Raw genomic sequence first — 16,577 nt, 5'->3', positions numbered from 1 at the left:
TTATACTTAGAGATAAAGATCTTGAAAATCACGTCAATACGCAGATGGTTAATATGAAGAATGGCGGAGGGGAAAGGGTAGAGACTAAGGGTGCGGGTAATAAGGTTAATCAAGCTTCGGAAGATATAGTAAGGGATGGAAGTCATATACTTAAAGATGGAACACTAAAACCAAATATTAAATATAGGACGGGTGAATATAATTATCAGTACAAGACAGATCAATTTGGAAGACTTACTGAATTCAATGCTGAGGACTTAAAACTAACAGAAAGGGTTATTAGGCTGCCTCATAAATCAAATACGCCCGGCAAAGAAGATGGTGACCATGCTGGGCACTTAGCTGCAGATAGGTTTGGAGGTTCACCAGAATTAGATAACCTTGTAACTCAATCAAGTAGTGTTAATTTGAGTAAATACAAAAAGTTAGAAAATATTTGGGCTAGAGCTATAGAAGAAGGAAAAAATGTTTCCGTTAATGTAAAAGTGAATTATGAAGGCAATAGTTTAAGACCGAGTAGCTTTGATATAGAGTATGAAATAGATGGTCGTATGAGGTTCACAAGCATAGAGAACTAGGAGGGATTATGTGAAGGTGTTTGAGGACTATTTTTCAGAATTACAAACAGACATGGTGGCTATTTGTTTAGAGTATGTCGATAATAAAGCAGATGAAATCTTTATTTATTGTTCATATGAACCCAATATGTATGTTTTTGATTTTTTCTATAAAATTAATGGAATGGTTGTTCATAAAAATCAACTAAACGAGGCTGTAAAGGATTTGGATAGTACACACAATCGAGCTTTCGATGTTTCGAGAGAAAGACAGAAAGCTGCACTAAGAATAGGTAATCAAAATTTAAAGCTTATTCATAAAAAATGCGAAGAGTTCAATAAAGATATGCCAACAGAAATGAAATTGCATTATAATGTAAAGAAAAATAGCTTAAAAGGAAAATATAGATATGATTTAGTTTATTCGAATGATGACGAGCTATTACCAGATGATATCTTTGATTTATGGTTCGAAGAAGTGAAGGAAAATAATTTGTAAAACTAGACCTTGATTGGCTTAAACCTTTCAAGGTTTCCTTTGCGGCTACCTAGCGCTTATTAAACCGTTTTTTACTTACAAGAAAGAGTTAGCCCGTATAAGCCCTATATGATGTTATAACGATTTTAAAGAGATGTGCGACTTTACTAGTGCTGCACTCCCTGCCTTAATATCAGGTAGTTTTTATGGGGAGGAGATTTGTTGTTAATCAAGATAATGAGGAGCTGAAACAGTTTAAAATTATGTTTGCTCGAAATTTTTTTGTGGCATTTTTGCCGACACACCAAATTACTTCCTTTTAAACTTTTTAATCGTTTCTACTGGTATTTAATAAAAATAAGTTCTTATTCAAAAGGATTCATATTGAATAAGGCTTTTATGATTTTAATCCGTTGAGCTTACTCGGCGTGCGAAACAAAAAGCTCCTGCTATGAAGGTGGTTACCGTAAAATTAAACACATTATTTTTTTAGCAGTTTCTAGGATCTGTTCGGCATTATGCTAGGAACAGACCTTTTAGATTTCATCTTTAAACCTTTGCTAATAAGTTTTTACAGTGTTCTTTACAAATTCCTTGAGAATAGTATCTGTTTAACAGTTCCTTTAAATCTATAGATATTTCATTCTCTATTAAAAAATGTAAAAGTATCTCGTAGTTTATTTTTTCATTCAAGTGAAATTTTCTTTCTGGAAAAAGTAAATTAACCTTAGAATTGATAATTTTGTTACTAACTAAACCACTTTCTTGCATAGCAGTAAATGTTATTATTGTCTCCATAAAATTGATTTCATCGTCAGTTAATCCGGTAGCTTTCATCCATTCACAAACTGTAAACTTTTCCATAAAATTAACTCCTCATAAAAAAAGGATAACATTTTTCCTTTTTACCTGTATATAAGATGCTGTAAGACTCCCGCTTCAAGAACTGGAGAATCCAGTCTAAGTGATAGATAACAGCACCTAAATGCTCGATTCCTTTAGAGATCTTTAGGGGTCATATCATTACGGTACTAACAATCAGTGAGAGATGAGAGAGAAATCTCCACTGATTGAAGGTTCACTTTATTAACCCACCAACCACAGCTATTGCAATATTTTAATTGTAAAGCAAAACTATATAGAAACTTGATATACGTCAATTACTTTCTTTATGGAATCAAATAAAATTGAAGTAAATCATAAATGAGGAGGTTGTAATTATGGCAAAAGCAATTATACAATTAGAGCCATTGACTTGCCCGTCATGTATTAGAAAAATAGAAACAGCATTAGGAAAAGTGACAGGTGTTCAAACGGTAAAAGTCCTTTTCAATGCGAGCAAAGCAAAAGTGGAATTTGATGACGCTAAAGCAAATATAGAACAATTAGAAGAAGCAATCACAAAATTAGGGTATTCTGTTTTATCTAAAACAATTGCATAATATCATTAAAGTATTTCCTCAGAAACCTTTCATAAGGGTTTCTGAGCTTTTTGATAAGGTGGTCGTTAGCTATTACAGTTATATAAAGATTTAGATTTAAATGATTTTGATTTAGGTGGCTTCTTATGAGGTTATCAAAGTGTACGGTTTGAATAACTTATAATGATAAATGTTTGGTTTAAGGGTAGCTTATTTCTCTGGTAATTTGCGTCCTTTTGTTTAAAATCATGCATATTCAAGTATGTAAAGGTAGCGCCACATCTTACATCTCTTGTAAGAAGATTTTCAATTAGGAAACCACTTACATTAGGGTAGTCATTCCATTGTGTTATAGAAAAAATCGATTGGCTCTAATGTTGGTAACTTCCATTTTTTTCTTGATGAGGCACGTAACTGGATGGGAGACATAATTAAATAGAAAAGATATCTTTTCATTGTAAGTTTTTATTTTAGGTAGGGTTGTATTCTTTTCACTAATTAATATGCTGTTTACTTATTGGGAGCAAAATGGTTCTTGCACAACCAACATAGTGCAGCACCTGTAACATTAGCGCTAAAAAGCGGCTTATGTATTAAATGAAGACTTCATCTACTTTAACAAGTTTATCTTAAATATGGTGCGTAAGACTCCCACGAAGCACTGGAAAATCTATATTGGAACAAGCATAATGAGGTAACAGCACCTAAACACTCTATTTCGTAAATGTCATACCATTATGATACTATCAATCAGTAGGGATGAATGAAAAACCCCACCTCCACTAATTAAAGATTCACTTTATGGACGGCTAAGCCTCTTAAGCACTTTCCTAGATACCAACCCTTGAGAAGTATTGTGATTATCGGTGTCATCGAAAAACCTCCTTGTTTACTTTTGAGTCCATCTTCTTACAGGAAAAACACTATGAACTTGATGGAGATCAATTACATAAAGGATGAGAGCGATTAGAATAAAAGTAGAAAGTTGTACTATTTCTTGAAGGGGATGAGGAAAGTGGTTGCTATTATTCAAAAATATAAACAGCTTCTAACGGCTATATCTTTTACTTTTATCGCTCTTGGCATATTTTTAGGTATATTTGACGAACAAATGATCAAGAATATTTTTTTAATTATTGCGACGGTTATTGCAGGCATGCCAATATTTATTAAAGCTTACCAGGCGTTGCGAATGAAGGTATTTAGTATTGAATTATTAGTCACGATTGCTGTAATTGGTGCGCTATTCATTCAGGAATTTATTGAATCGTCTGTCGTGGCTTTTTTGTTTTTATTTGGTGATTATTTGGAAGCACGTACACTTGAGCGAACGAGATCATCGTTAAGAGAATTAATGGATATGGCTCCTCAAGAAGCTCATGTTATTCGTAATGGGACGACTATGAAAATTCCAGTTGAAGAAGTAGCAGTTGGCGAGCGCGTGCTCATTCATTCAGGTGGGAAAATCCCAGTAGATGGAAAAATAATAAAGGGAAGCGCCTCTATTAATGAAGCAACAGTAACTGGCGAGTCGATACCTGCCGCAAAGAAAGTAAGTGATGACGTATTTTCTGGAACGATTGTTGATCAAGGATATATTGAAATGATTGCTGAAAAAATTGGTGATGATACTACCTTTGCAAAAATAATTGAATTAGTTGAAGAAGCGCAGGATTCTAAATCAAAAACAGAGAAATTTTTAAACAAGTTTTCGCAAATTTATACACCAGTAGTAGTTGTTTTGTCGGCTATCGTCTATATCTTGTTGCAAGATCTTCATATGGCGATTACGTTTTTAGTTATTGCCTGTCCAGGTGCTCTTGTTATCGGTGCTCCAGTATCAAATGTAACCGGAATTGGAAACGGGGCAAAACATGGTGTACTCATTAAAGGTGGGGAGGTAATGGATCGGTTGTCCAAGGTAGATACGGTCGTTTTTGACAAGACGGGGACATTAACCAAGGGGAAACCGGAAGTAACTGCAATCAAAGTATGGGATCCGCATTTCCAAGAAGATGAATTACTACAGATCATCGCTCAAGCGGAATTGATCTCCGAACACCACCTCGGAAAAACGATCGTTAAAGAGGCAATTTCTCGAAACTTACAGATTAGCGAATATATAGGAAATGGGGAGGTTATAAAAGGAAAAGGGATTAAGGTAGTAGTAGAAGGTTGGGAAGTGAGCATTGGAAATGAGAGTCTTATGAGAGAAGAAGACATCATCTTAAATGAAGCTGTACTTTTATATAAAGAAGGTCAAGAAAAGAATGGAAATACGGTTGTTTTTATTGCTATAAATGGAAAAATAGCAGGTACTGTCTCTATAGCAGACCAAGTTAGAGAAGATGCCTATATGGCATTACAAAAAATGAGAAATGATGGTATTAAGCAGATGATCATGCTAACAGGTGATAATAGGCATACAGCCGCCCTTGTAGCAAGAAAATTAAATTTGGATAGCTTTCATGCAGAATTGTTACCTGAAGATAAGGTAAACTATATAAAACAATTAAAACAAGCTGGTTATACGGTTGCGATGGCGGGAGACGGAATTAATGATGCGCCGGCTATTGCGACAGCAGACATTGGATTAGCCATGGGCGATGGGGGAACGGATGTTTCTATGGAAACGGCGGATGTCGTACTTATGGCAGATAAACTAACGCAATTTTCCCATGCTTATGCGCTAGCAAAAGCAACCATCCGAAATATGAAACAGAACACATGGATTGCTGTTGGTACAGTTTTTCTCTTGCTTTTAGGAGTATTGAATGGTTCTATTCATTTAGCTTCAGGTATGTTTATTCACGAAGCTAGTGTATTATTAGTCATACTAAATGGAATGCGTCTCATTCGATTTAAATCTGGGGTGAGTCAACTAAAAAAACAAGCAACAAAATTTCAGCTACAAGGATAAGAAGGTAACAATCATTGCCGAGCATTTATAGAGTACCAGAAAATGTTTGAGTGTTGATGATTTTTAGCCTGTATATAAAGTACTGTAAGGCTCCCATTTCAGTACTGCAACAAGTCTAACTGGGAGATAATAGCACCTAAACGTCTATTTCGTAAGAGGCCTTTAGTTCATATCATTACGATATTAACAAGCCATGGGGGATGAATGAAAAACCTACTGATTGAAGATTCACATTATCTAGGAAAGGGGGAGCCTATGATGCATTCAAAGGAAGAAACAAACATTAAAGAAACCTGTAAAAATAGTTCAGACCACTATTGTGTATCGGTTGTACCTATTTTTAATCATTTAGATAAACTGCAAATGGATGAGATTATGCAATCAGTTCATGCTGTTACTTTCAAGCGTGGAGAAATTATTTACCGTGCAGGCGATAAAGCTGAATGGTTGTATATCACTCATATAGGAAAGATAAAAATTTATCGTCTTTCAGATGAAGGGAAAGAGCAGCTCGTTCGAATATTAAATCCAGGAGATTTCACAGGTGAATTAGCCATTTTCAAAGATACAGTACATGAAGCATATGCTGAAGCAATGTCACCAGCAAAAGTTTGCATGATTAGTCGTACAGCTATGCAAAATTTATTATTAAAATACCCTTCCATTTCGTTGAAAATACTAGAAGAATTTGCTAACCGGCTGGAGCAATCGGAGATGCAAATAACTCGTTTTGCAACAAAGTCTGTTGATACGAGATTGGGTCTATTCCTTGTTGAGAATATGGATGCACGAAATCAGCAAGTAGAGCTACCTATGAATTATAAAGATTTAGCCTCTTATCTCGGGACAACACCTGAAACGATAAGCAGAGTTTTAAAGAAGTTAGAAAGAAAAGGCTACATTAAGAAAAAAAGTCAAAAACGAATTGACATATTGGATGTCGACGCATTACTGCTTATGTGAGAACTGTTTTCTTAATTGAAATATTTTCTAATTGAAAAAGGGAGTATGTTAATAAATCATTGCTTTTATTACTAATAGAGGTTTGGATTTGAGTATTACTTCGTGCTATCAAGGAACATATTGTCACATCTCTGGGGCAATATCTCCATCTAGAAGTAGTACAATGCGATTACTAATCTTTTCAACAACATCCATAATATGCGAAGAGTAAAAAATCGTTTTCCGATGTGCGACTAGCTGCTCTAAGATGTCTTTTATAATCATCACACTATTGGCATCCAGTCCACTTAATGGTTCATCAAGAAAAATCAAATCTGGGTTATGTAAGAGGCTGGAAATAATTAAAACTTTTTTCCATATTCCCTTGGAAAACGAAGAAATACGTGTATGTAAATCTTCCATACCAAATTGTTGCATGAGGCTTTCGGCTTTGTTTATTGGTTCGTTTTGCTCCATGCCGTAAAGCTCACCAATAAATGTTAACTACTCATTTGCTGTCAGATTATCATAAATCTCTGCATTTTTTTACGCTTATAGGAATAATCACTAGTTGCAATATCTTCGCCAAAAGATTTCTACCGTACCACTATATTCTTCCACTAATCCGAGCATAATTTTAAGGGTGGTGCTTTTTCCGGCACCATTAGGCCCAATCCCAATATATCCAATAATTTGTCCTGGTGATATATCGAGATTAATTTCATTTAATACTTTTTTGCTTCAATAACTCATGGATAAATTTTTTAACGACAAGACTTTTTCCATAGGCAAAATCCATCACCTGCTTCCTAATAAAATTTTAATAACTATTCATGCCAGCCCACGGAGCCAAGGAATAAATGTAAGCTGGCCCTCCCCTATTTAGCGTTGATGGACAAGCCTCAAAAGCGCTTCTATAATGTAAGTGTAAAATCTATTTGTGTTAATATTTGCACAAAATTATAAATAAAATATTGACAACGATATATTTTCCGTGTAAAGTAATAAACAAATTTAATATACATGTATTTCTTATCCAGAGAGGTGGAGGGACTGGCCCATTGAAGCCTCGGCAACAGACTTGTTAAAGTACTGTGCCAATTCCAGCAAGCACAATGCCTGAAAGATAAGAAGAGTGATAAACATTAATTAACCAACCTCTTCTTATTTCTATTAGGAAGAGGTTTTTATATTTTTATTGGATCATCAATGATACGTAACTCTTCCTAAATAAAATGGGCAATAGCTTTACAAGTTCCAAATCATTTTTGGTGCTTGTACTTTGTACAATGAAAAGAAGGGAAGATGGGAAAATGAGTAAATTAGATGACGTACAATGGCAATATTTAAGGAAAAGCTTAGATGAAATGGAATACGGATCTGTTGTTATTACCGTTCATGATGGAAGGGTTATGCAAATTGACACAACGGAGAAAAAGCGGTTTACCAATACCAATCGTTCATTGCAAAAAGTAAATAATAACTGCCGATTAGACAACTAAAGGCATCTTTCACCTATCTAATTATGAGAGAAGGTGTAGGATGCCTTTTCTATGTTAGAAAATTGTTCTACGTAAGAGCGTATAAGTTTTTACTCAAAAGCGGATTCGATGAAAAGTTTACGCGTGCGGATGAGACACGCTAACCCTGTTCCAATTTTTCTTATGTTGTTTCATAGAAAGGAGCTTATATAATGACGGAACGATGTAGGCAAGAAACGTTTGTCACGCAAATTGGAAATCGTAAAGATGAGGCATTTCATGCGGTAAGTACGCCGGTCTATTTCTCTACTGCTTTTCGCCATACAGAAATTAGCTCGAATGAGGGCTATGATTATTCCCGCTGTGGAAGTCCTACTCGTGATGTACTTGAAGAAGCAGTAGCCCAGCTGGAATACGGAGACAAAGCCTTTGCTACAGCTTCTGGGATGGCAGCAGTACAATTGGTGTTTTCTCTGTTTCATAAAAATACGCATTTTATTTCGTCACGAGACATTTATGGGGGAAATTATCGGCTATTTGCAATGCTTCAAGATAAATATGGATTTGAATTTACTTATTGGGATGGGGATTGCTATGACACATTAGCTTCAAGCATCACAGAAAATACACAAGCAATTTTTATTGAATCACCTACCAATCCGCTAATGAAGACAGTAGATTTAGTAAAAGTTTCGAACATCGCTAAGCAGCATGGTCTGCTTTTAATTGTTGATAACACGCTGTACACCCCGTTAATTCAACAGCCGATTAAAGAAGGAGCTGATATCGTCATTCATAGTGCAACGAAATACTTAGCTGGGCATAATGATGTGTTGGCTGGACTGGTCATTTCCAAAGGGGAAAGGCTTAGTGAACAACTTGTTTTTCTCCATCAGTCAATAGGAGCTGTCCTATCGCCATTTGATTGTTTTAATCTAATCCGGGGGATAAAAACGTTAGCCATTAGAATGGAAAAACATGAAGCCAATGCAAAGCAAATCGTTCCGTATTTGCAACAGCACCCGCTTGTTACGGATGTTTACTATCCCGGTCGGGGCGGCATGGTCAGTTTTGAAATTCTTGATGAAGTTTATGTAACACCTTTTTTAAAGGCTGTACAATTATTTACCTTTGCAGAGAGTCTAGGAGGAGTAGAGAGCTTTATTACGTATCCTGTTACCCAAACACATATGGATATTCCGGAAAAAATTCGTAATGCATATGGTTTGTCTAATCGTTTACTGCGGATTTCAGTGGGTATTGAACACGCAAATGATCTAATTGCAGATTTAAATCAAGCTTTTGATTTAATCGTAAAGGAGGAGGTGAAACCAACATGAGCTTATTACAACAGTTACAAGAGCAAATTTTAATTGCAGATGGTGCCATGGGAACGATGTTATATTCGTATGGTATCGATCAAAGTTTTGAACAATTAAACATAACCCATCCAGATCAAGTTCAACAGGTACATGAAGCATATATTCATGCTGGAGCAACAGTCATTCAAACAAACACATATGGAGCAAACTATATTAAATTGGCACGATACGGCTTAGAAGAGCAAGTTAAAAAGATGAACCAAAAAGCAGTACAAATTGCAAAGCAAGCTCGGCAAAAAGGAGTATATATTTTAGGAAGTATTGGCGGTATCCATGGCGTTCAAGCATTAAATGAAACAAAAGAGGAAATTAAACGAAGCTTTCGAGAGCAATTATATTGTTTACTTTTAGAGGAAGTAGATGGGCTTATTTTAGAAACCTATTATAATCTTGATGAGTTAACAACGGTGTTGGAAATTGCCAGGGAGGAAACAGAAATTCCTATTATTGCAAATGTGTCCATGCACGTTCCGGGAGTTTTGGAAAATGGAATACCGTTGGCTGAAGCGTTACAGCAACTGGAATCTTTGGGGGCGGATGTTGTTGGCGTTAACTGTCGTTTTGGACCATCCCAAATGATTACATCCTTACAATCGGTTCCTTTACCAAAAAAGGCTTTTTTAGCTACATATCCAAATGCAAGCTTGCCTGCATATCGGGATGGCGTACTTTATTACGAAAATGAACCGGCTTATTTTAAACAGTGTGCCGGCCAATTGCGAGAGCAAGGGGTACGTTTAGTAGGTGGTTGTTGTGGAACAACTCCTGACCATATTAAAGCATTAGCTGAAGGATTAAAAGATACGGACCCGATTACAGAAAAAGTGGTAGAAATTTCGAAGCGAGAGAGAGTAATTGTAAAAAGGAAACGAAAAGAAAAATCGCTGGCAGAATTAGCAAAAAAACGACATACCATTATCGTTGAATTAGATGCTCCGAAACATTTAGATATGACAGAATATCACCAGGGAATACAAGCATTAAAAGAAGCTGGAATCGACGCAGTGACACTTGCTGATAATTCGCTTGCCACACCGCGAATATGTAATGTAGCTGTTGCAACGATGATTAAAGAACAGGGGCTCAGACCGTTAGTCCATCTAGCTTGCAGAGATCGTAATTTAATTGGCTTACAGTCACATTTGATGGGATTAGACATTTTAGGAATTCATGAAATTTTAGCTATAACAGGTGATCCAACTAAAATTGGCAGTTTTCCAGGAGCAACTTCTGTTTTTGATGTTAATTCATTTAAGTTAATTGAGTTAATTAAAAGAGGAAATAAAGGCATGTCATTTTCCGGGGATTCCCTAAGAGAACATACCTCATTTACAGTGGGAGCAGCTTTTAATCCCAACGTGAATAATGTAGAAAAGTCGGTTGCAAGATTGGAGAGAAAGATAGCAAGTGGTGCTGACTATATCATGACACAGCCCGTTTATAGTAAAGAGAAAATAATTGCTTTGAAACAAGCGACTTCACATATAGAGACACCAATTTTTATTGGAATTATGCCATTAACGTCTACAAAAAATGCTGAGTTTTTACATCATGAAGTACCGGGGATAAAGCTTACGGATGAAGTTCGATCCCGTATGAAAGCAGCAGAAGGAAATCGAGAACAATCAACAAACGAAAGCATTGCTATTTCGAAAGAGCTACTTGATACAGCTTTTGAACATTTTCACGGGATATATCTTATCACTCCGTTTATGCGCTATGATATGATAGTCGAATTAGTTAACTATATTCATCAAAAAACAAATTCCATGCGGTGCAAGCAAGCTTATCCTCACATTAGTTTAGGGTAAGTTTTAAGAATAAGTACACATCAAAATCTAAAGGATAGTGGTTTAGAACATCATTAATTAACCTATCAAGAGAGAAGGTCAATAATCAATAATGTGTATCTCATGATTTTCTATTATATAAAAAGTGGAGGAGTATATATGTCAAAAATAAAGAGTTCGAATATTGGTTATCCTAGAATTGGAGAAAATCGCGAATGGAAAAGAGCATTAGAAAATTTTTGGAGTGGAGTTATTTCGGAGATGGAATTAATCGAAAAGACAACAGAAATCCGTTTACGCAATTTGAAAAAACAACAGGAAAAAGGAATCGATTTAATTCCGGTTAATGACTTTTCCTTATATGACCATGTCTTAGATACAGCCATTATGTTTGGAATCGTACCGAAACGCTTTGACTATACTGGTGGAAAAGTAGATGGGCACACGTACTTCGCTATTGCGCGTGGAACAGATGGGGCGGTCGCTTCAGAAATGACGAAATGGTTTAACACAAACTATCATTATATCGTTCCAGAATTAAATGGCGTCACGCCTTCCATAGTAGAGAATCGTGCTTTAACCTTTTATCAAGAAGCTAAAGAAAAACTAGGTATTGATGGGAAGCCCGTCCTTTTAGGTCCAATTACATTTATAAAGCTGGCAAAGGGGTATGACCAGCAGGAGTTTTCAACAATTGTGGAAAAATTTATACCACAATATGTACAGATCTTACAGGAACTTGTCGAAGCGGGAGCATCTTGGATTCAAATAGATGAGCCAATCTTAGTAACGCAATTATCGAAACAAGAAATCGCAATAGTTGAAAAAGTGTATCAGACTTTTGCTGAACACGTACCTCATGCTCAGATTATTTTACAAACGTATTTTGAAAAAATAACTGCTTATGAAAAAATTGTGAGCCTCCCAGTAAAAGCGATTGGCATGGATTTTGTTCACGGAAATTCTTTAGAACTATTAAAAACGTATGGATTTCCCAAGGATAAGGTGTTAGCAGCCGGGATTATTGATGGACGTAATGTTTGGCGAGCTAATTTAGCAGAAAAGCGCACGATATTGGAAGTAATTAGACAACTAGTTCATCATGACCAGCTTATTATTCAACCATCTTGTTCGCTCTTGCATGTTCCGGTAACAAAAACATTAGAACAAAAGCTGGATAATGTCATTTATGACGGACTTTCATTTGCTGATGAGAAGCTAGGAGAAGTAGTTACGTTAGCGAAAGTCCTGAATCATGGTACGGTTTCCGTCCAAGCCGATTTAAATCAAGCGAGTGAAGCAATTAAACAATTAATAAAGACGTATCAATCCAATCATGAGGTAAGAAAAAAAGTAGCCAATTTAACAAGTGATGATGCACACCGAACCGTATCATTTGCAGAACGGATTGAAAAGCAAAAGCAACGTTTACAATTGCCGTTACTGCCGACAACGACCATTGGCAGTTTGCCGCAAACGCCTGAAGTGAGAAAAACACGTACCAAATGGAGAAAAGGCGAGATTACGGAACAAGCGTATGAACAGTTTGTGAAGGAGCAAATGAAGCGCTGGATCAAAATTCAGGAAAAACTCGATATCGACGTTCTCGTTCATGGTGAATTTGAGCGAAATGACATGGTGGAATACTTTGGGGAAAAATTGAATGGCTTTACTGTGACAGAGTTTGGCTGGGTGCAGTCGTATGGCTCACGTTGTGTCAAACCGCCATTGATTTTTGGAGATGTGTCTTGGGATAAACCGATAACAGTGAAGGAGAGCGTTTATGCACAGTCATTAACAAAACGTCCGGTGAAGGGAATGTTAACGGGGCCGGTAACCATTTTAAACTGGTCTTTTGTTCACGATACAACACCACGCTATGAAATTATGAAACAAATTGCTTTAGCATTGCAAAAGGAAGTGGAGGCTTTAGAAGAAAATGGAATTAACATTATTCAGGTAGATGAACCAGCTTTACGTGAAGGATTGCCGCTTCATCGAACAAAGTGGGATGAATATTTAACAGAATCGTCACTTGCCTTTCGCCTCGCAACGGCAACCGCCAGAGCCGATACACAAATTCATACACATATGTGCTATTCCAATTTTGAAGATATTTTTGATTGTATTGATGATCTTGATGCAGATGTAATTTCAATTGAAACGTCACGGAGTCATGGTGAAATGGTTTCTACCTTTGAAGATAATACGTACCAAAAAGAAATTGGCTTAGGTGTTTATGATATTCATAGTCCACGTATTCCATCTGTTGACGAAATTAAACAAAATATTCATCGTGCATTACAAACAATCGCACCTAATCAATTTTGGATTAACCCAGATTGTGGTTTAAAAACACGAAAAGAAGACGAAACCATTGCCGCCTTAAGAGTTATGGTGCAAGCTGCAAAAGAAGTGCGAAATTACCAATTAGCTTCTCAAAAGTAATCTTGTTGCTAGAATAAAATTTTCGTGAAGGGTTGATTTTACGACGAAAAATTTTCTATTCAGTATATGTACAGCTGATCAATTACTTGCACTAGCCATGTTTTTTTCATTTACACGGGCATAACCCCTTCGCCCTAAAGTAAACTCTGAAGTAGGGCTGAAGTAACTGCCAAAGTGATCATTAACAAACTGCAAATGAAAAGGAAGTCTAGTATGTAAGGCTCGTTTCAGATAGAAGCGAGCCATTTGTTTCGATACATTTCTAAACGCTTACATGCAAAATCGTATTCAACATTAAATAAATTCATCACATACTTTGGTGTTATTTTCGTTTTAATCCGTTGTAACATAAAAGTAGGTATACATAGATGGTAGCTGAAATAATTAGCTTGCCATTCTTGTAATTCAATAAACGTGGATGGTAAGAATTCTTGCCTCCCGGTATGCCACAGAAAATGAGCAATTTCATGACCAAACTCCTGCCACTGCTCTTGTTCACTACGATTGCTGTTTAGAAAAATAAGGCATCTCTCATTTAAGTACACACATTCGCTACTATATTCCCAATAATAAACAGGAATGTTTAGAGAAGAGGCAATATTTTTGATTGTTAAATCATTTGGTTTATGAATGTTTTGTTGTAAGAGAAACCGCTGAATATAATCTTCAGTACGGGTAAAAAACATCAAATACCCCCAAAAGAACGTATGTTCCATCATAGTAAAAAATAAATAGTGTATAAACTATACACTAATAAATACTTATTGATCTTCTTCTTTAAAAGCTTCCCAAATCCGTTTTAACCGTTTAAGATCTTCTTCTTTATTGTTTGGCAATTCTTTGTACCATCTTTCTAATGAAGGATTATTACGAAAGGATGCAAACGCTTCTTCTTCAGTTAAATTTGGATTATCAGACCGTCCAAGTAAATAATCAGATGTAACATGCAAGATAGTGGCAAGCTTATTTAACTCGTGGTCTTTCATAGGCCTTTCCCCTGATTCAATCCGATTCATTACACTGGGATTTACCTCTAAACGTTTAGCAAGCTCACGCTGACTCCAACCATTAGCTTCTCTTAATTGAATAATTCTTGTTCCTACATTCAAAGCAAACACCGCTTTCTATTTTAGCAATTAAATCATATCACTTTTCAAATAAATATACAAATAAATATTTCTTAAACAGCAAGAACACAATTTGACATTTCTTTTTCAGCAATGTATGATAGGAACAAATGTTCTATAGTTAAATTTTGGAATGAAGGGAGGGGAGCGATGAGACATTTAAAAGCTGTACTTAGTGAAGAAACATGTGTTAGGTGGATCGTTAGTGAACATCGAAGAGATAAAAGAGCAGGCGTGTTGACTCCTATTGAAAGAAGTAAGTATGCAGAGGAATTGTTTAGCAAAGGGGCCGGTTTTCATGAACAAGGAACAAATAGAGAGAGCAATCAAAGATTATAACTGGATGATTAGGGAAATAAAGCGGCAGCGGCAGATGCTGAAGGAAGATATAGGTACCAAAGTTGTGTCCGCTTCAGGAGTTGCGGCTACGTTGCCAAAGTCAAAAGGAGTAATAAGCGACCCAGTGGCAAAAGAGGTTATCCGACGGGATCAAAAAAGTAACTGGTTAACTAAGCTGGAGAAAAAGGTACTCTTTATCCAAGAGCGATTACCGACAATAGATGAACCAAGAGAAGTAGTTGTTTTAGAATGCATGCTAGATGGCATGACAATTAGTGCGATCAGCAAGCATATGGGCTTATCCAGAAAACATATCTATACGATTAAAGAGACGATTGTACAGAAAATGTTACAGTTTACACAGTCTTCACAGTAGATGACAATGATATTTACGTTTTTGTATAATGTGTTTAGCGAACATATGATCTGTAAATGTTTTTTAAACTTCCCCCATGATATATCGTATGTTTAACGACCTATGAAGGGATACTCCTTGTCCGAAATGACGTTAAACTACAAAAAAGTAGGAGCATGTGTTGAAAAGTCTTTTATTTACTCTATGTGTATGTAAGGCTTTTTTATTTTGCTTCAGGAGGTGTGCTTAAATGGGATAAATCAAAAGTCGTGTTGATTGTTGCGTTAGTCTATAGCATATGGGGTTAAAAATTATAAGGAGGTCATGAAAATGACAGATACACAAATGAAAATGCAAGCAGGTAAAAACAAAATATTATTGTTCCGTTTATTGGAAAACCAAGGGGAAGAAGCAGCGAAATTAGTATTTCAAACTGAGCATACTTTTAGCTATTCTCGTGAATTAGAAAGAATTATTACAAAGGATGGATCGCTCATTAATGTAGGAGGATTGGAACCAGAAGTGGCTATTGAAGCAATTCAGGCAATGGACGACCCAGTAGCTAATATGCTTCGACAGTCGGTTATTCAAGGAAAGAAATTGGAACTATGGGAAGTGACAGTAGATGAAGAGCTGAAAACGGCGGACAATAAATATCCGGCTATTTATGCTCAAGGCTATTTAGATTCATGGGAAGACCCAGCAAATGCTGAAGAAAATGCTGCCATCTCGGCTAATTTCACGGTGGAATTGGAGCCTCAATTTGGTGAAGCAACACTTACAGAAGAGCAACAGGCAGCAGTTCAATACGCATTTCAAGATACAAAATCAGAAATTCCTGAGGAAAATCAACAGTAACTATTAGCATATAAAATAAAAATAATGATGAATGCTAGTTTTAGTATTCACTTTTTTTATTATATACGAAAGTATAAAAATTTTGGCTTTGGGACAACGATATAACGGAATAGTCACGTCCAGCTTAAGCGCTCAGCAACGATGCGACTTAACGAAATTGCCCTACGATAAGTCATCATCGGTTCGAGGTTAAGAGGAAGACCGACTAAAAACGGGCTTGTCGCTCAGGCGTCGGCATACTTCTGTTGCAGGAGCATGATTCCTAAAACTTTAGTTGATTCGATCCAGTCGCTACGTTGCTAAAAGGGCGCTCTGCGCCTTTGTTCATACTAGATAAAGTAGATAGAGTTTAAATGTAAAAAATATAATGTGATTACACGTATCGTGGGCATAGAAGAAGCGGACGGTTTTTTAGTAACCAATGAATCCCTTGAATATAGGAAAATTCATTGGTTACCATTTTTAAATATGGAGGCGGA

15 protein-coding genes, 1 pseudogene and 1 riboswitch are annotated in these 16,577 nt (G+C 36.2%); of the genes and pseudogenes, 12 read left to right on the top strand and 4 right to left on the bottom strand.

The annotated features are described in order from the left end of the window. Both D1839_RS14245 and D1839_RS14240 read left to right on the top strand, forming a co-directional pair. Positions 1-578, top strand: a 578-nt coding sequence (locus tag D1839_RS14245; RefSeq protein ID WP_199690183.1) for a DNA/RNA non-specific endonuclease, incomplete at its 5' end; no start/stop codon positions are given. Positions 579-588: 10 nt separating this feature from the next. Further along, complete coding sequence (locus D1839_RS14240; RefSeq protein ID WP_120380608.1) at positions 589-1,056, top strand: DUF600 domain-containing protein; 468 nt, start codon at positions 589-591, stop codon at positions 1,054-1,056. A gap of 528 nt (positions 1,057-1,584) precedes the next feature. Here the strand turns inward: D1839_RS14240 and D1839_RS14235 are convergent. Beyond that, positions 1,585-1,899, bottom strand: coding sequence for a hypothetical protein (locus tag D1839_RS14235; RefSeq protein ID WP_120380607.1), 315 nt, complete (start codon positions 1,897-1,899; stop codon positions 1,585-1,587). Positions 1,900-2,255: 356 nt separating this feature from the next. Between D1839_RS14235 and D1839_RS14230 the strand changes: the two genes are divergently transcribed. The 3 genes from D1839_RS14230 to D1839_RS14220 all read left to right on the top strand — a co-directional run bounded on the left by D1839_RS14230 (position 2,256) and on the right by D1839_RS14220 (position 6,339). Continuing rightward, positions 2,256-2,477 (top strand): heavy-metal-associated domain-containing protein, encoded by a 222-nt coding sequence (locus tag D1839_RS14230; protein WP_120380606.1) that lies wholly within the window; start codon positions 2,256-2,258, stop codon positions 2,475-2,477. A gap of 994 nt (positions 2,478-3,471) precedes the next feature. Then, entirely contained in the window at positions 3,472-5,376 is a 1,905-nt protein-coding gene (locus D1839_RS14225) for a heavy metal translocating P-type ATPase (protein WP_120380605.1), read from the top strand. A 255-nt stretch (positions 5,377-5,631) separates the two neighbouring features. Next, the gene (locus D1839_RS14220) at positions 5,632-6,339 is read left to right on the top strand and encodes a Crp/Fnr family transcriptional regulator (protein ID WP_286168735.1); all 708 of its coding nucleotides are present in this window, start codon (positions 5,632-5,634) and stop codon (positions 6,337-6,339) included. 123 nt (positions 6,340-6,462) lie between these two features. On the opposite strand, the pseudogene D1839_RS14215 reads toward D1839_RS14220, so the two are convergent. After that, positions 6,463-7,038, bottom strand: a pseudogene (locus D1839_RS14215) (ATP-binding cassette domain-containing protein). A 309-nt stretch (positions 7,039-7,347) separates the two neighbouring features. Then, a riboswitch (SAM riboswitch) is annotated at positions 7,348-7,451 on the top strand. Between the two features lie 180 nt (positions 7,452-7,631). Between D1839_RS14215 and D1839_RS14210 the strand changes: the two are divergent. From D1839_RS14210 to metE, 4 genes are all read left to right on the top strand, one after another. Beyond that, on the top strand, positions 7,632-7,820 hold the full coding sequence (locus D1839_RS14210; protein WP_120380604.1) for a YezD family protein: 189 nt from the start codon (positions 7,632-7,634) through the stop codon (positions 7,818-7,820). Between the two features lie 191 nt (positions 7,821-8,011). Then, positions 8,012-9,139, top strand: a complete 1,128-nt coding sequence (locus D1839_RS14205; protein ID WP_120380603.1) for a PLP-dependent transferase — start codon at positions 8,012-8,014, stop codon at positions 9,137-9,139. Beyond that, positions 9,136-10,992 (top strand): bifunctional homocysteine S-methyltransferase/methylenetetrahydrofolate reductase, encoded by a 1,857-nt coding sequence (locus D1839_RS14200; RefSeq protein ID WP_120380602.1) that lies wholly within the window; start codon positions 9,136-9,138, stop codon positions 10,990-10,992. Before D1839_RS14205 ends, D1839_RS14200 begins: the two co-directional genes overlap by 4 nt. Positions 10,993-11,130: 138 nt before the next feature. Further along, a complete protein-coding gene (gene metE, locus D1839_RS14195; RefSeq protein ID WP_120380601.1) occupies positions 11,131-13,419 on the top strand; it encodes a 5-methyltetrahydropteroyltriglutamate--homocysteine S-methyltransferase in 2,289 nt (762 codons plus the stop codon). A 227-nt stretch (positions 13,420-13,646) separates the two neighbouring features. Here metE and D1839_RS14190 read toward each other — a convergent pair whose 3' ends face one another. Further along, entirely contained in the window at positions 13,647-14,105 is a 459-nt protein-coding gene (locus D1839_RS14190) for an ImmA/IrrE family metallo-endopeptidase (protein WP_158589669.1), read from the bottom strand. 75 nt (positions 14,106-14,180) lie between these two features. Continuing rightward, positions 14,181-14,528, bottom strand: a complete 348-nt coding sequence (locus D1839_RS14185) for a helix-turn-helix domain-containing protein (protein WP_120380599.1) — start codon at positions 14,526-14,528, stop codon at positions 14,181-14,183. 168 nt (positions 14,529-14,696) lie between these two features. On the opposite strand from D1839_RS14185, the gene D1839_RS14180 reads away from it, so the two are divergent. The 3 genes from D1839_RS14180 (at position 14,697) to D1839_RS14170 (ending at position 16,098) form a co-directional block, all read left to right on the top strand. Further along, entirely contained in the window at positions 14,697-14,885 is a 189-nt protein-coding gene (locus D1839_RS14180) for a hypothetical protein (RefSeq protein WP_120380598.1), read from the top strand. Beyond that, complete coding sequence (locus tag D1839_RS14175) at positions 14,845-15,261, top strand: LuxR C-terminal-related transcriptional regulator (protein WP_120380597.1); 417 nt, start codon at positions 14,845-14,847, stop codon at positions 15,259-15,261. Before D1839_RS14180 ends, D1839_RS14175 begins: the two co-directional genes overlap by 41 nt. Before the next feature lie 309 nt (positions 15,262-15,570). Beyond that, positions 15,571-16,098, top strand: a complete 528-nt coding sequence (locus D1839_RS14170; RefSeq protein WP_120380596.1) for a phage major tail protein, TP901-1 family — start codon at positions 15,571-15,573, stop codon at positions 16,096-16,098. The last annotated feature ends 479 nt before the right edge of the window (positions 16,099-16,577 follow it).

This window comes from Roseburia sp. 1XD42-34 (assembly GCF_009917385.1).
Classification (GTDB): Bacteria; Bacillota; Bacilli; order Bacillales; family Amphibacillaceae; genus Virgibacillus.
Note: the sequence above shows the minus strand (reverse complement) of the source record. Positions and strands in the feature narration are given on the sequence as shown.